At 69.5% G+C, this 13,823-nt stretch carries 15 protein-coding genes and 1 pseudogene; 1 reads left to right on the top strand and 15 read right to left on the bottom strand.

Features of this window, described 5'->3' with window-relative positions; genetic code table 11:
- Positions 1-18: 18 nt before the first annotated feature.
- Genes WFI52_RS13655 through WFI52_RS13645 form a run of 3 tightly spaced genes read right to left on the bottom strand, consistent with a single transcriptional unit; the run spans position 19 to position 2,919 of the window.
- The gene (locus WFI52_RS13655) at positions 19-540 is read right to left on the bottom strand and encodes a hypothetical protein (protein ID WP_336627510.1); all 522 of its coding nucleotides are present in this window, start codon (positions 538-540) and stop codon (positions 19-21) included.
- Between the two features lie 31 nt (positions 541-571).
- Positions 572-2,044 carry a VirB4 family type IV secretion system protein gene (locus WFI52_RS13650; protein WP_336627509.1) on the bottom strand — a complete coding sequence of 491 codons (1,473 nt, stop codon included), beginning with the start codon at positions 2,042-2,044 and terminating at the stop codon, positions 572-574.
- Positions 2,041-2,919: a hypothetical protein gene (locus WFI52_RS13645; RefSeq protein WP_336627508.1), complete on the bottom strand. Its 879-nt coding sequence runs from the start codon at positions 2,917-2,919 to the stop codon at positions 2,041-2,043. The genes WFI52_RS13650 and WFI52_RS13645 overlap by 4 nt, the downstream gene beginning before the upstream one ends.
- A 19-nt stretch (positions 2,920-2,938) precedes the next feature.
- Between WFI52_RS13645 and WFI52_RS13640 the strand changes: the two genes are divergently transcribed.
- Positions 2,939-3,799 (top strand): DUF4062 domain-containing protein, encoded by an 861-nt coding sequence (locus tag WFI52_RS13640; RefSeq protein WP_336627507.1) that lies wholly within the window; start codon positions 2,939-2,941, stop codon positions 3,797-3,799.
- A 10-nt stretch (positions 3,800-3,809) separates the two neighbouring features.
- On the opposite strand, the gene WFI52_RS13635 is transcribed toward WFI52_RS13640, so the two are convergent.
- The 12 genes and pseudogenes from WFI52_RS13635 to WFI52_RS13580 all read right to left on the bottom strand — a co-directional run.
- The gene (locus WFI52_RS13635; RefSeq protein ID WP_336627506.1) at positions 3,810-5,276 is read right to left on the bottom strand and encodes an SCO6880 family protein; all 1,467 of its coding nucleotides are present in this window, start codon (positions 5,274-5,276) and stop codon (positions 3,810-3,812) included.
- Positions 5,277-5,279: 3 nt separating this feature from the next.
- On the bottom strand, positions 5,280-6,629 hold the full coding sequence (locus tag WFI52_RS13630; protein WP_336627505.1) for a conjugal transfer protein TrbL: 1,350 nt from the start codon (positions 6,627-6,629) through the stop codon (positions 5,280-5,282).
- 30 nt (positions 6,630-6,659) lie between these two features.
- Positions 6,660-6,929, bottom strand: coding sequence for a DUF6112 family protein (locus WFI52_RS13625; RefSeq protein ID WP_336627504.1), 270 nt, complete (start codon positions 6,927-6,929; stop codon positions 6,660-6,662).
- Positions 6,930-7,046: 117 nt separating this feature from the next.
- Entirely contained in the window at positions 7,047-7,313 is a 267-nt protein-coding gene (locus tag WFI52_RS13620; protein ID WP_336627503.1) for a DUF6112 family protein, read from the bottom strand.
- Positions 7,314-7,354: 41 nt separating this feature from the next.
- Positions 7,355-8,560 (bottom strand): annotated as a pseudogene (locus WFI52_RS13615) (M23 family metallopeptidase); the annotation flags it as partial.
- 13 nt (positions 8,561-8,573) lie between these two features.
- Complete coding sequence (locus tag WFI52_RS13610) at positions 8,574-9,254, bottom strand: hypothetical protein (RefSeq protein ID WP_336627502.1); 681 nt, start codon at positions 9,252-9,254, stop codon at positions 8,574-8,576.
- Positions 9,255-9,292: 38 nt separating this feature from the next.
- A complete protein-coding gene (locus WFI52_RS13605) occupies positions 9,293-10,291 on the bottom strand; it encodes a ParB N-terminal domain-containing protein (RefSeq protein WP_336627501.1) in 999 nt (332 codons plus the stop codon).
- The gene (locus WFI52_RS13600) at positions 10,291-11,151 is read right to left on the bottom strand and encodes a hypothetical protein (RefSeq protein WP_336627500.1); all 861 of its coding nucleotides are present in this window, start codon (positions 11,149-11,151) and stop codon (positions 10,291-10,293) included. The genes WFI52_RS13605 and WFI52_RS13600 overlap by 1 nt, the downstream gene beginning before the upstream one ends.
- A 94-nt stretch (positions 11,152-11,245) precedes the next feature.
- Positions 11,246-11,641 carry a hypothetical protein gene (locus WFI52_RS13595; protein ID WP_336627499.1) on the bottom strand — a complete coding sequence of 132 codons (396 nt, stop codon included), beginning with the start codon at positions 11,639-11,641 and terminating at the stop codon, positions 11,246-11,248.
- Entirely contained in the window at positions 11,638-12,336 is a 699-nt protein-coding gene (locus tag WFI52_RS13590) for a helix-turn-helix domain-containing protein (RefSeq protein ID WP_336627498.1), read from the bottom strand. Before WFI52_RS13590 ends, WFI52_RS13595 begins: the two co-directional genes overlap by 4 nt.
- Entirely contained in the window at positions 12,333-13,184 is an 852-nt protein-coding gene (locus WFI52_RS13585; RefSeq protein ID WP_336633518.1) for a bifunctional DNA primase/polymerase, read from the bottom strand. The genes WFI52_RS13590 and WFI52_RS13585 overlap by 4 nt, the downstream gene beginning before the upstream one ends.
- 68 nt (positions 13,185-13,252) lie before the next feature.
- A partial coding sequence (locus tag WFI52_RS13580) for an ImmA/IrrE family metallo-endopeptidase (RefSeq protein WP_336627496.1) occupies positions 13,253-13,823 on the bottom strand: 571 nt, incomplete at its 5' end.

The raw sequence follows: 13,823 nt of genomic DNA, 5'->3' as shown, positions 1-13,823 counted from the left end.
TCTGCCGGCCCTCACCGTTCACGACAGTCGCCGGATCACCGTCGTGCCGGAGATGCGACCGAGCAGCAGGACCTCCACGGGGCCGTCGACGTGATCCGGGAGCGGGCCCGCGGGGTCGATAAGCGCGCGGGCAACGCCGGTGGGGGCGGCGTCGGTGTGTCCAGTGATGATCGCGACTGCGACATCCTCGCCGGGGATGAACCCCTCGCCGTCGATCTGGTCGAAGGCCGGCGTCGTGGGCGCGGGAGCGGCGTCGACGGTGGGCTCGGGCTCGGAGAGGGCCCGGCGGCGCCGGGCGGTGATGAGGTCGGTGAACACGGAGCCGTCTGCTTCGCGGACCTCGACGCGGATGGTGCGGGTGCGATCGTGGCTGGCCTGGTCGATGATCTGCGGGAACGACTCACGCCGCCAGGGCGGCGCCCATTCAGGCGGCGTGATCGGGGCCCCATCGATCGTGGCAGTCAGCGTACCGGCCTTGTGCACCGTGAGGATCAGGGTCGGGATCGCGACGGGCGGCTGGTCGAGTTCGCTTCGCTTCATGCCCGGCAGGTACGCCGCCGAGCCCAGCTTTCTAGATCATGCGGGTGGTGGTGTCGAACAGGGCGAGCTCGTCGGGATGCATCTGGTGCTGCACGACGAAAGAACGCTCCTTGATGCGCCACAGGCCCTGTCCGGTGCCGAGCCCGGGCAGGAGGCGTTGTTCGGTGCCGGTCAGACCGAGAGCGTTCGCGGTAGTGGAGAGCTGGTCAGATTCCTGCCGGTAGATCACCCGCGTTTCCGCGTTGGCGAGCAGACTGTTCGCCAGCGACCGCATGGCCGAGCCCTGATCGCCGACGTTATCCAGGTCGGAGAGCTTGTGGAAGATGAGCATGTTCGCGAGCCCGTAGTGCCTCGCGAGTCGCCACTGCGCGTCCATCCGGCGTAGGAGGGCGGGGTGGGCCATGAGTCGCCAGGCCTCGTCGTAAATCATCCAGCGCTTTCCGCCGGCGGGGTCCATGAGTGCGGCTTCCATCCACGCAGACGCGCAGGTCATCAGCACCGATAGGAGGGCGGCGTTCTCCGCGACACGGCTGAGGTCGAGACTCACCATCGGTAGCGACGGGTCGAACCGCACCGTTGAGGGTCCGTCGAACAGGCCGGTGAGGTCGCCGCCGACGAGTCTGCGCAGCGCGTGGGCGACGAGCCGGCCATCTTCGGCGAGGCGGTCGTCGGCGTCGGCGGACGGGGTGAGGAGGCGGTCCACGATCATCGGCAGGATCGGCACGTCCGCGTCCTGGACGGCGGCGGTGAGGGCGGTGTCGATCGCGGTGTGCTCCACGGGTGAGAGGTCGCGGCCGAGGACCGTTTCCGCGAGGGCACCGAGCAGTTCGCGGCGCCGCGAGGCCAGGGTGCTGGCCCATTCCTGGTTCGAGAGCCCGGAGGGGCGGTGGCCTTCATCGAGTGGGTTCAGTCGCGCGGCGAGTCCGTGCCCGAGGACGATCGCTTTCCCGCCGACTGCTTCCGCCACGGGGCTGTGCTCGCCTTTGGGGTCGCAGGGCACGTATACGCGACGCCCGAACGGCAGGGAGCGCGTGTAGAGCGACTTTGCGAGGCTCGATTTCCCGGAGCCGACGATGCCAGCCAGGATCATGTTCGGCGCGGTGATGACGCCCCGCCGATACAGTTCCCACGGGTCGTAGACGAAGCTGCCACCGGAGTACATGTCTTGTCCGACGAACACGCCCTGACTGCCCAGACCCCCTTCGGCGAGGAACGGGTACTGCGCCGCGAGCACGGCGCTGGTGTCCTGATGCCTCGGCAACCGCAGTCCCCCCGGTGAACGCAGGGCCGCCAGCCCCGCCTCGCCGGCCCTCGGAAGATACGTGACCGAGCGTCGTTCAACCCGTTCGGCCACAGCCTTGGCTTTCGCGACGTCCCGGTCGGTGCGGCGTTGCTCCGCGATCAGTCGGGCGGCGGCCTCGCGACGTTGCTTGCGGTACTTGCGGCGCTCTGAGGCTGGCTCCACCAGCACCGCGGTGTGCAGCTTCTCCCGCTCGGCGCTCATAGCGTCAGCCCTCGCGCCTGCTTGACGGCGGTGATCGCAGCTGGCTCGAACCATGACCCGTCCCGCTTCGCAGGCTGAACCGGTGCCCGCTTCGGTGCGCCCGGCGACGAGTACGACCCCAGCACCTCGGGGCCACCCATGGCCGGTGGCGCGAGCATCTCAACCTCTTCGGCCTCCGGGGCGGGCTCAGTCCGGCGGAGGAGTGAGACGTATCCCATGTGCGGATTGACAACCAGCGCGTAGTCGCCCGAGGTGATCACCTGGTCGTTGGCGCCTGCTCCGGGTTCGTCGTAGACGTACCCGTTCTCGAGCGCGGCCTGGGTGGTCTCGTCGCCATAGTCCCACTGGGCGAGGTAGTCCACCGCGTCAACGTGGCCCAGCTCGCCGAGGATGCGCAGCGGCCGTTCAGCATCCTCACCCTGCAGGAACACGACCGTGATCCACTGCTCGGCCGGGGCCGGGCGCGGGTGCCAGACAATCCGGCCCGACTCGGCGAACGCGGCGGAGAGTTGGTCGTCGGCCTGATCGATCAGCGCCGCCGCCTGCTGGAACCCGTCGGCAGCAGCGGTCGCGGCCTGCGCGCCGGATGCGCGGTCGCCGTCGTCGGCACTCACGTGGTCCCGGCGGGCGGTGTGGACGGCGGCGATCTGGCCGAGTATCTGATGCAGAGACCGGATGCCGACGGCCAGCTCGCCGATCACCTGGTAGGTGTCGGCGGGGTCGTCCCAGGTCCGGCTCGCGTGGGCCAGGCCGCGGAGAGCCTCGGAAGCTTCAGCGGCGTCGGCGAGGGGGTTCTCATAGCTGGGCATGACCGGCCTCCATGGCTCGTATCGGAAGTGCTGATCAGGTGCACGCGCCCGATTGGTGTCGGTCATGCTCCGTAGGCTTGGAGGTATGCCTTATGTCGCCACCGTGCTCCGCGTGATGATTGCCTCACCGTCCGATGTGCCTGAAGCGCGCGACGCGGTGGAGAAAGCGGTACATGGCTGGAACGACGCCAATGCAAGGACGAAGGGCGTGATCCTGCAGCCGTGGCGTTGGGAGACATCCGCGGTTCCTGTCATGGGCGCCCATCCGCAGAAGCTCATCAACGCCCAGGGCGTCGATGATTCAGACATCGTGTTCGCACTGTTCGGCGGCCGACTAGGTTCGCCAACCCCCGATGCAATCTCCGGGACCGTGGAAGAAGTGGACCGCGCCGTGGAACTGGGGCGGCCGGTGCATATGTACTTCTCGACCGCACCGCTTCCTCATGACGTTGACACCAGTCAGCTCGATGCAGTGCGCGCCTTCAAGAAGGGCATGCAGGATCGTGGCCTGCTCGGCGAGTTCAGCAACGTCGAACAGCTCAACCACGAGGTCTGGAAGGCGATTGAACACGACATCGCGGCAATGTCGCTTCAGAGCGTCACAGCGCCTCCGTCCGAGCCAGTCGGCGTCGACTTCTTTGTCCAGCCTCGGCAGGAGCGCGAGATGTCTGGTCTGAACTCCAAAGGGGCTCCTCGCTACAGCACCAAGCATTGGGCGGAGGTCACGAATACGGGAGACCGAGACGCCGAGAGCGTCACGTTCGAGAGTCCCGCGGAGAATGGCGGCATGTTCGTCGCCGGAGCCGACGAACCCACGATCATCCATCGCGGCCAGATGCGGCGGGTGCCACTGATGTTCACATGGGGCGGGTCCAGTGATCCCATCCTCCGGATTCACTGGATCGAGGATGGCGAGAGCCGGCACCGGGACTTCCACGTCGGCTAGTTTGTGCCCATCAAACCGAGCGGCACAGTGGGAGGGCGGCTGCGGTGAACGCGGCTGCCTGCTGGCCGACCAGCCGCCTGGTTTCGCAGGAACTCTGGATCGCAGCCTGGGTGATGGCTGCAACCGCGGCTTCCAGCTCGTCGACGGTAGGCGCGGACACGCTGATCAGGCCGGTCACGCGCAGGACTCCGTGGCCCGCGGTGAGGTCCGCTTCCTGTTGCAGCACGTCTTGGAACTCCGCGGTTTGGGCGGCGTCTTCGATCTGCCCGAGTCTGGAACGCTGGGCGGCGTCGCTGATGTACTCGACCTTCTTGCGGCGGATGTCGCGGGCGGCCTGGTCGGAGCGCATCGGGGTGTAGATCAGCGACACGGCTCGCTGGATGCCGGTGGACAGCAGGATCGGGGCGGTGAATCCGGGGTAGACGAGGCTTCGGGGCCATTCGGAGATCCAGAGCACGGCGTGGTGGGCGGAGTCGGTGCGCAGGTTGCCCCAGGTCTCGGTGACCGCGACCGGGCCGGCGGTGGCGAGGTCGCGGCCGATCTGCCCGTGCCGTTCCAACGCGGACGCGACGGCAGGGTCGTAGGCGGAGCGGAGGATGACGGCGATCTGTCCGGCGTCGAGCCACCCGGACGGGGCGAGGTCGGCCGACCGCAATGCGGACGCCAGGGTCGACATCTCCTGCCGCAGCACCCCGGCGGCCCCCTTGATGCCGCCGCCGGCGGTTCTGATCTGCCGGGCCGCGGCCTTCATGTCCAGGCTCAGGCTGATCGTGGTGGCGTGCCGTTCCCCAGCAGGCCCGGCACGTTCGATCAGCTCGGCGTAGGTGTCGGCGGCCCAGGAGCCGTCCGGGGTGCCGTGCGTGGTCCACCACTCCGCGAGCCCGGTGCCTGAGTCGGGCAGGGTGCGCTCGAGGACTTGCAGGGTCGCGATCCGTCCAGACCGGCATACCGTCGCCAATGCGCGGCCCCAGGTGGTGACGCGGCGTTCCTGCTCGCCAGGATCGAGGAGCACGAACGCGGGATGTGTCACGTCACAGACGACCGTCAACGTCGCGGCGTGGGGGTCGCGGATCATGCAGGCCCCGGTCTCCGGATCGATGTATTCGCGGAGCCGGGCCACGTCGCCGGGCAGGGCGAGGGTGCAGGCGGGGCGGGGCTTCACGATCCGGCGACGGTAGAGCAGTTGCCCGCCCGTGACCCGCCACAGCCACCAGAACGCGACCGGCAGCCACTCCACCACCGGGCGCCCGCCGACAGGGATCCACGTCAGTGCGGCGCTGAGAACCCAGATCGGGGCGGTGTAGGCGAGCAGCATCCCGCCGCCCGCGTAGAACGCGGCGATAAGGGTGAGGCCGCCGATGCCGAGGGTGACGAGCTGCGCGACCGACAACCCCAACAGCACGCCCCGGCGCGTGAGGCGGGAGAACTTCACCGGCACGAGCTCGCCCGGCGCGGGCTCTTTCGCATGACTGACCATCGGTCACTCCTTCGTCGCCTTGGGCGGGGTTTGGGGTGCCCGGCGCACGCTTGGCGCTGCGGTCGGCGCGGGTGCCGAAGGCGGCGGAGGGGCGCTGGATTGTCCGGCGCCGCTGGCGACCGTCTCGCCCTGACCGGCCAATGCCGCACCGGCCTTCGGTCCCGCGGTGGCCGCGGCTTTCACGACCTGCGCGCCCACGACCACGGCCACCGCTGGGCCTGCCGCCGCTGCACCGGCACCCGCCGCGCCTGCTCCGGCACTCGCCCCTGCCCCGGCGCCCGCCCCTGCACTCGCACTGGTCGCCCCTGCTGAGCCGCCGGTCGGGGAGGCCATCGGCGCCGCCGCACCACCGCCTCCAGAGCCGCCGCCGGGCCTGCTCGCTTGACCGTCGAGTACCTTCTTCGGCCCGTCACCGGACGGCTTCGACGGGATCGGGATGGGTCGGTTCAGGGCGCGTTTCGCGTCGTCCTCGGCGGCGGCCTGCCCGTAGTAGTCGGTGCCGACGAACGCGAGGAACCGGTACGTCAGGTACGGCGCGAACCCCGCCAACGCCATCAGCACGATCCCTGCGAGCGGGTCGGACACGGAGGCCAGGTCGAGGTCGATGGGGGCCGCGACCTGGGTGATCGCGACGAGGAAGATCACGACGAGCACGAGCTTGGACAGGATCAGGGCGATCACGAACATGGCCCACTTGCTCACCCAGCCGCGGGCCGCGTCCCACGACGATCCGGAAAAGGCGAGCGGGGCGAGGGCGACCGCGACGAGTAGCAGCGATTTGCGGATCAGCAGCGACAGCCAGACGATCGCCGCTGCTGCGATCGCGAGACCGGCGAGGAAGATCATGATGATCGCCCCGACCCCGGGCGCGGGGATGGACAGCGCGGAGAGCCCAACGACGAGGGCGGCGATCTTGTCGCCCATGGTCTTGGTGGTCTCGCCGGCGGCTTGGATGATCCCGACGCAGAGCTGGTCGGTGATCTCCAACAGCAACGCGACCAGGGTGACGACCACGAAGGAGCCGATCACGGCCTTCCCGAGGCCGAGCGCCGCGCGGGTCAGCGCGGTGGGGTCACGCCGGATCATCCCGGTGATCAGTTGCAGGCAGAAGAACAGCAGCATCACGAACACGGCGATGCCGAACACGAGGTTGAACACCGACAGGAACCCGGGCCGTTGCACGTTCACCAACGTGGTGGTGTCGAACACGGCCCAGACGGCGGTGAACAGCCAGCTTGCCGCGCCGCCCATCGCCTGGGCGAGCCAGTCGAACGGCGCCGCTACCAGCGATGCCGCCGCCTCACCTGCGGTGTTGCAGACGGTGGAGATGACGGGGACATCGCATATGCCCATCACAAGACCTGCTTTCTACCGGACCGGGTTCTAGACGGTCTGGCCGACGCCCCAGAAGAAGTTCACGAGCGCGACGCTCGCGCCGCAGACGATCGCGGCACCGCAGGACACGAGGACGCCGACCTTGCCCCGACCGGCCAGATGCGGGTTGCTGGAGTTCGCGCCGTAGGCCCAGACGACGGCTGAGACGATCAGTGCCAGGACGGCGAGGATCAGGCCGACCGTCATCACCGCACCGACGATGGTGCGCAGGGCCGCGATCCCGGGAAGACCGGAACTGTTGGGGGGAATGTCGATCACGATGGTGTCTCCTTCAGGCGAGAGGTGGCTTCTGCCCACAGGTGCACCGTGCTGACCGCCGCGTCCTCGCTCGCCCGCATCACCGGGCACGTCTCAGGGGGCGGGTCCGGGTGTGCGTCAGAGTCGTTGACCGAGAGCGATGAGCCAGTTCATCCACGCCACCCCGCCGCCCGCGAGCACGGCGGCGCCGAGCGCGACGAGCACCCCGACCCGGCCTTTCGTGGCGGCGGAGTAATTGCCGTGCGCGGCGGCGATCGCCCAGCAGATCGCCGAGACGATCAGCATGAGCACGGCGATGACGACCACGAACATGAACAGCGCGCCGACGACCTGCTTCAGATCACCGATCCCGGCCAGCCCGCCGAAGTTCGGAAACACGCCCATCACGCACCACCGCGGGGGAGTGCAGCCGTGATCGGGCCCGCCGGTTCCGGCCAAGGCGCAGCTGTGGTCCCGTGGGCCTCACATCCGGTCGTGGGGCCGGTGGTCGCGGTGGGGAGGTTCGCGGCGCCGTGCTGGGTGAGCCACGCGGCGGCGTCGATCGCCGTGCCGTTGGTGCCGCCGGGGCGGACCTCGAAATGCAGGTGCGGGCCGGTGGACATGCCGGCGGAGCCGACGTCGCCGATGTGCTGACCGGCGGTCACCCGGTCTCCGACGTGGACGAGGACGCCGGTGTCCCACATGTGCCCGTACGCGGTCGCGACCGTCTGACCGTCGATGTGATGCTCGATGACGATCAGGTTCCCGTATCCGCCGACCGGCCCTGCAACGGTCACGACACCGTCCGCGGCGGCGAGGATCGGCGTCCCCTCAGGGGCGGCGAAATCGGTGCCGGTATGGAACGACGCTTCCCCGGTGATCGGGTGGATACGCAGGCCGAACGGCGACGCCAACACCCACGTCCCTGCAGGCAGCGGGAACACCACACGCGACGAGCCGTCCGCAACGGTCGTTCCGCCGGTGGCGGAGCCCGCCCGCGAGACACCGGCGTGGGTGAGGGCGTTGAGGATGACGTCCGCGACGGGTGCGTTGTTGCGGTAGCGGTAGGGGAACGCGGACACCTCGACGGACTGTGCGGCTTCCCCGGGGTCCATGGTCTGCCAGCCGGGAATGTCGAGGAGACCTCGGGGGGAGCCATTGTTCGGGCCGGTCGGGCCGCCGAAGAATGCGCGGGCTTGGTACGTCGGGTCCATGAGTTCGGCGACGGTGCCCCACCCGGATTGCGGGCGCATCTGGAACAAGCCGAGGGAATCGTGGTCGCGGCCGTTGCCGTCGTTGGGGTAGTTCGCGGACTCGGGGTAAGTGCCGGTGTTCGCGAGCATCCGCAGCGTGGACTCGCTGAGCGCCGCCATCAGCGCGATCTTCACCCCGGGCCGGCCGACCCCGTCGATCCGGCCGCCGACCGTGATGATCGTCGCCGCATGCGTGAGCTGTGTCTTGTTCAGCGTGAACGTGGAGCCGTCCGCCGTGGTGACCCGGAGGCTGTCGGGCACGGCTCCGACCGAGAGCGACCCGGTGGTCGAGCATGCGGCATCGGCGGCCGGGTTCATCAGCACCCCAACCGACAGCAGCAGAGTCGCCGGCGCGAAGAAGAGTGCGGCGAGCGTGAGAACGGCGAGCTTACGGAACACGAGACGCCTGCTCTCACCGCAGCGGGTTGTCGAGCTGAGACAGCCGCAGCAGATGGCAGGTCGGGTAGGTCGGTGCACAGACGATGAACACGGTGAACGACACCGCATGCTCGCTGGACACCGGTTCGCCGTTCCACACGCCGTCGCGGTACCGGGTGCCCTCGATCGTGTACGCCCCGGTGCCCGGTGCGATCTGACCCGGCTGAGCCTGTGCTACGGCGTCGGCCCACGCCGCGGGCACGAACACTCGATCGATCACGAGGTGTTGCCGGGTTTCGTGCTTGCGCAGCTCGATCCACGCGTCCCGCGTCGGCAGATACGCCGAGACATCGGACGCCAGGCCGGCCTGTTCGGTGCCGGTCGGGTCACCGGTGTCGAGGACGATGGACGTGTAGTCCAGAGGCATCAGCCCGCTCGTGGTGTCCCACCCGAAGATCGCCTTCGCGACATTGCGGGCGAACGTCTCCGGGGCAGCGGATCGCACCACCACCGGCATCCGCTGTGACGCCGGTCCCGGCATCGACGGTGCGGACGGCGGGGACGGTGAAAGCTCCGGGTGCGGGGCGCTCGCGCCGCGCGGGCCGGCGATGAGGCCGTGGATGCCGACCCCGGCGAGGAGCAGCAGCACGACCCCCGCGGCAATCAGCGCGATCAGGCGGCCACGCGAAGGCGACGGAGAACGAGAGGTCTTCATGCCCCTTAGGTGCACCCCGACCGCTACAGGCCACGGCCTCACACGGCGCGCAGGTGCGGCATTGCAGCCCGCTCACGCGCGGCGCGGAGGTCGCTGGCGAACCGTCGGGTGCCCTCCGCGGTCGTGTAGAACGCCTCGGCTTGCTCGTCGGTGAGCTGCGCGGTGAGTTCGTCGAGGTCGTAGTGCATCCACCACGAGTCGAGCTCGGCCCAGGTCAGCACGAACGCCCGCACCGCGTACCGAGCCTCCGGTACCGCCGGCGTCGGCGCCTTGGGCTTCTTCGTCTTCTTCGAGCCGTTCTTCGCCTCGGCCCCCACCCGCGCAAGGGCCTGTTCGGCAAGATCGTGCAGATGCGCATCGCGGGCGGCCTCGCCGCTCCGTTCGAGTTCGCGGACACGCTGATACGCCGGATCGACCGGACTACCGGTCTCGATGGCCGCCAGCCCGGCTCGTGCTTCTGCACGCAACGCATCGCGCGTCTCAGGGTCCGCGACAAGGCGTTCGAGGTAGCCGATCTGTTCCAGCCGCGTGTACGACGCCGCACCGGTGACCATCTGCGCGGCCTGCCTGCGGGCATCACCGGGAGGGGTGGTCAACGGGTCCGCCGATTCGGCGGACCCGTTCTTCCACCGCGGTTGGTAGTCGCTCGTGAACTGCCCGGCCGCCTCCCGGCGTGCCGCGTCCTCGGCCATCAGCGTCTTGATCTCGCGATACAGGCCCGCGGCTTCCAGTGGGGTGAGGGTCTTGTGAAGCTGGTTGTCGTCCTGCTCGGCCAGCAGGTGCCCCAACCGGTCCGAGATGGCGGAACGCACCCAGACGTTGACGGTGCGCCAGCCGAGCGTCTTGATCGCTGCGAGTCGCCGCACCCCGCACACGAGCACACCGTCCGGGGTGATCGTGATGGGTTGCAGCAGCCCGTCGCGGTCGATGGACGCGGCGAGGGCGTCGAGGTCGCCGAGGTCGTGCCGGTGCCGGTGGCCGACCTGGATCGACTCGACCGTTCGGTCCAGCTCGATGCGCCCCGTCGCCGTGGTCATCACGCACTCCGCCGCCCGGTCCCCGTATGGGGCGCGGCCTGGCTGATGGTCGCCACGAGCCCGTCGTCGGCCAGCAGGCTCGGCAGGCTTTCGCCGATCAGGAGGCGCAGCAGGATGCCACGGCCTTCGCCTGTCGCGCTGTAACCGGGAGTGGTGCGACCCAGCAGCACCCGCAACAACACGGTCCACGACACCGCAGGGACATCAAGGAGAGCGCGGGCGTGCCGGTCGCGGCGCAGCACCTCGTAGGTGGAGGTGCGTGATCCGATCCGGGCGAGGGCTTCGCAGACGTGCTCGATCGCGGGTCGGGCGGTGCCGTCGGGCCAGCCCAGCAGCAGGAACAACAGAATCGCGTCCTCCACCGCGCCGGTCACCGACGCAGGCTCACCCGAATCCACCTCGTCGTCGTGGTGGTAGGGGTCGGTGACGTGGAATGCCGGGTGGTAGTCCGACAGGGTGTTCTCGCGTTCGGAGAGGCGTTCGGGGTCGTGGAAGCAGGAGACGTGCGGGCGGCGGGCTTGATGCACCGAGCACAGCAGCCCTTGGCCGCGTTCTTCGGCGATGCAGGTGATCCGCACCGCGTGGGTGACGACGGCCCAGGGGTCGTCGGCTTCGCGGGCGGCGCGGGTGCGCATCACGTCGAACGCCGCTGACGCGGCCTCCCACGGGTCCAGGCCGTGTTTACGCGCCAGCGGCGTGTACTTTTCCGCGGCGTAGGTCATCAGTTCGGCGGCTACCGGGTCGTGCTCCCATGCGCCGGGGCCGGCGTCGTGGAGCCGGCGCAGCAGGGCGCGCAGGCCCTCCCCATTGGTGTAGTCCTCACCGGCAGGATCGGTCGCCGTCGTTGTCGTGGTGGTCATGGTCAGGGCACCTCCTGGCAGGCAGGTGCGCCGGTCGCTCCTAGCTACCGTCACCCCGCCGTCCTGGGTGTCCATGACCCATCACCACCCCGGGCTACCTCATCCCGACCCCGGGCCGTGCCGGACTCTCGGCGTGTTGACCGCGACGACCGAACGCGGACACGGGCGGCAACCGCTTTGCCCGCTCCGACACCGACCGTGCCCCGGTCGCGAGGGTCGAACGGAAACGGCGGCCCTGCACGGCTTGGAACTCGATCCCGCGCCCTGCGAGAGCTCCGCTGGAACGGACGAGCAGATCGGTCGGGCGCACCCAGTCCACGCCCCTGCCGCGTACCCGATTCAGCCGCTCCTGCAGCGCATCGCGGCGGTCGGACTCCTGCTTGATCGCATCAGGCGTGCCCGCCTCCAAGGCCTCGGCTTCGGGCTTGGACTGGTCGTGCTCAGGGATGCCCTTCGGCGATGGTTCGCGCATCAGGTGGTTGGGGCTCATGCTGTCGCTCCCTCCGGCAACGGCCCAGAGTCCGGTTGCGCTGGTTCATCGGATTGGTGCGCGTCGGCGAACCAACGCCCAACGGTCGAGGGATGCACGTCCAGGGCGCGCGCGATCTTCTTGTTCGACAGCCCCGACTCGCGCAGTTCCGCCGCCCTCTCGCGTCGGCCCGCCGCTCGCTCGGGCATTGACGGGGTGATCGCGACCATCCCGGCCTGCATGGCGGTCAACGGCGCCTCAGCGACCGATACGGCCCCCGCGGTCTTTGCCGTCTGGTCGGCTGACTCGCTGGGACGGGCGCGGGTGAGGATGACGGTGAGGTGCGTGATCGCGAGCAGCACGACCGGTGGCACCGCCGCGACGGACGCAGCCAGCCCTGCGGGGACGTCCGCGTCGGCCGAGACAACTGCGTGCAGCGAGTTCGCCGTCACCGACACCGCCGCCGAGCCAGCGAGCAGCGTCCACGGATACCAGGCGACCCGTTCCCCGCCGAGCGCGACGACCGCGACCGTGGACACCACGATCACGCCGTCCACGATCAGCGGCCACGCCCAGGCTTGTCCGTCGCCGATCCCGGACCGACGCGCCAAATCCGCGAGCGAGGTGAACGACAGCCAGAACGCGCCCGCGGCGATGAACACCGTGCCGGCCGCCGACGTGATGACCGCCCACTGGCGGCCTGGCCACGCCCTCACAAGAGCCCCCGGGCCGGCACCCGCTGCCGAGCGACACTAGGCGCAGCAGGAGCTGCGCGGTCGTCTCGGATCGCGATCGCGTGAACGCGGCGATAGGCGCTGTCGACAGTCCGGACGATCTCACGCTCCTCGAAGCCAGGCTGCACCGCAGCCGTCACCAGCACCTCCCGTGCGTCCGCGAGGGGGACATCATCCTCCGCCAAGCGGCACGCCGCCCAGAACAATGAACGATTCCGTTCACCCTCGCGCTGCCGGCTGACCCACAACGCCAACCGCTCCGCCTCGACGGCCGTGTCGCGCATGACCGCGGCTGACGGTCTCGGCGGGGTGGCGCGTGGTGGGGTGAGGAAGTCACGCAGCCGCAGCGCGTCCACTGGAGCACCTCCGCTGCCTCCGGCGACGATGCGGTAGCGGGTCGGGGTTCCGTCGATCGTACGGATCGAGGGCGCGGCGACGATGTAGCCGCCGTCGCCGCGGAAATCGATGCCCGCTCTGGCAGACTGCCACGACCTCTGCTCGACCCCGGGTACCGCAGGGAAGTAGGCGTGCAGGCCGCCAGTCGGAGTGCCCACCAGCAGCCCCCATCCGTCGACCAGACCCGCGGCGTCGGCGCGGGCGAACGCGACGGTCCCGTCGACCGGACCGTGCACGTCGACATCCACGACGACCAGGCCGGACACGCCCCCGGTCGGGATGCCGATGTTCGCAGCCGGGGCCGCTCGCCACCAGGCCCGAATCTGAGCCGCATCGGTCGTCGCGTCGAGGAACCCTCGCCCGCCGCGGATCAGCGGCGTCTTGCCGCCTGGCGCACAGGGGAAGACCGGCACCCCTGCCAGCGCGAGAGCCAACGCCGTGCTGGGTAGCCCCCAACCACGTCCCGCCCGTGCGAGTACCGCGAGCCTGTCACCGTCAGGCATCACAGCCCCCGCCCTGCCCGCACCTGCACAGTCAGCGTTGGCTGGCGCTCCGGCATCGGCGCTGTCGCCCGAGACGGCTGCTCAGCCGTCGCCGCATCGTTCCCGAGACCCGGCGGGATGCCGTCACCGACGTGAACTGTGTCGAGCCGATCAACGATGCCGAGGGCGGTCTTCCGCACGCGTTCCCCGGTGGCCTGTACCACCTGAACCGGGTCCTTCCCGTCGACCCGCGCGGCCCAGGTCGAGACATACGGGATCGTGTAGCCGGTGGTGTCCATGCCGTGCGCGGCGCCGATCATCAAGGCTACGGACTCGGCCTCGACTTCGCCGATACCGCGATGCTGCCGGGCGTCCTCGTCGTCAGGGCCGTGCATCAGCACATGCGCCAGCTCGTGCGCGAGCGTCTTGACCTGCGCGGCCGGGTCCATGTTCTCCCGCACCGCGACCTGACGTGCACCCCAGGGTGAGTCCAATAGCGTGGTGTCAATTCCCGCGGGGTTCTCGTCGTCGTAGACGGTGAAGGGCCATCGTGGGATGACCAGTTGTTTCCGCCAAGAAGCAAGAAGAGTG

This window comes from Microbacterium sp. MMO-20 (assembly GCF_037147735.1).
In the GTDB taxonomy this organism is placed as follows: Bacteria; Actinomycetota; Actinomycetes; order Actinomycetales; family Microbacteriaceae; genus Microbacterium.
This window is presented reverse-complemented; position numbering and strand designations above follow the sequence as displayed.

Coding starts and splice junctions, on each gene's coding strand:
- WFI52_RS13655 (WP_336627510.1), bottom strand. CDS start 540: ATGAAGCGAAGCGAACTCGACCAGCCGCCCGTCGCGATCCCGACCCTG.
- WFI52_RS13650 (WP_336627509.1), bottom strand. CDS start 2,044: ATGAGCGCCGAGCGGGAGAAGCTGCACACCGCGGTGCTGGTGGAGCCA.
- WFI52_RS13645 (WP_336627508.1), bottom strand. CDS start 2,919: ATGACCGACACCAATCGGGCGCGTGCACCTGATCAGCACTTCCGATAC.
- WFI52_RS13640 (WP_336627507.1), top strand. CDS start 2,939: ATGCCTTATGTCGCCACCGTGCTCCGCGTGATGATTGCCTCACCGTCC.
- WFI52_RS13635 (WP_336627506.1), bottom strand. CDS start 5,276: ATGGTCAGTCATGCGAAAGAGCCCGCGCCGGGCGAGCTCGTGCCGGTG.
- WFI52_RS13630 (WP_336627505.1), bottom strand. CDS start 6,629: ATGGGCATATGCGATGTCCCCGTCATCTCCACCGTCTGCAACACCGCA.
- WFI52_RS13620 (WP_336627503.1), bottom strand. CDS start 7,313: ATGGGCGTGTTTCCGAACTTCGGCGGGCTGGCCGGGATCGGTGATCTG.
- WFI52_RS13610 (WP_336627502.1), bottom strand. CDS start 9,254: ATGAAGACCTCTCGTTCTCCGTCGCCTTCGCGTGGCCGCCTGATCGCG.
- WFI52_RS13605 (WP_336627501.1), bottom strand. CDS start 10,291: ATGACCACGGCGACGGGGCGCATCGAGCTGGACCGAACGGTCGAGTCG.
- WFI52_RS13600 (WP_336627500.1), bottom strand. CDS start 11,151: ATGACCACCACGACAACGACGGCGACCGATCCTGCCGGTGAGGACTAC.
- WFI52_RS13595 (WP_336627499.1), bottom strand. CDS start 11,641: ATGAGCCCCAACCACCTGATGCGCGAACCATCGCCGAAGGGCATCCCT.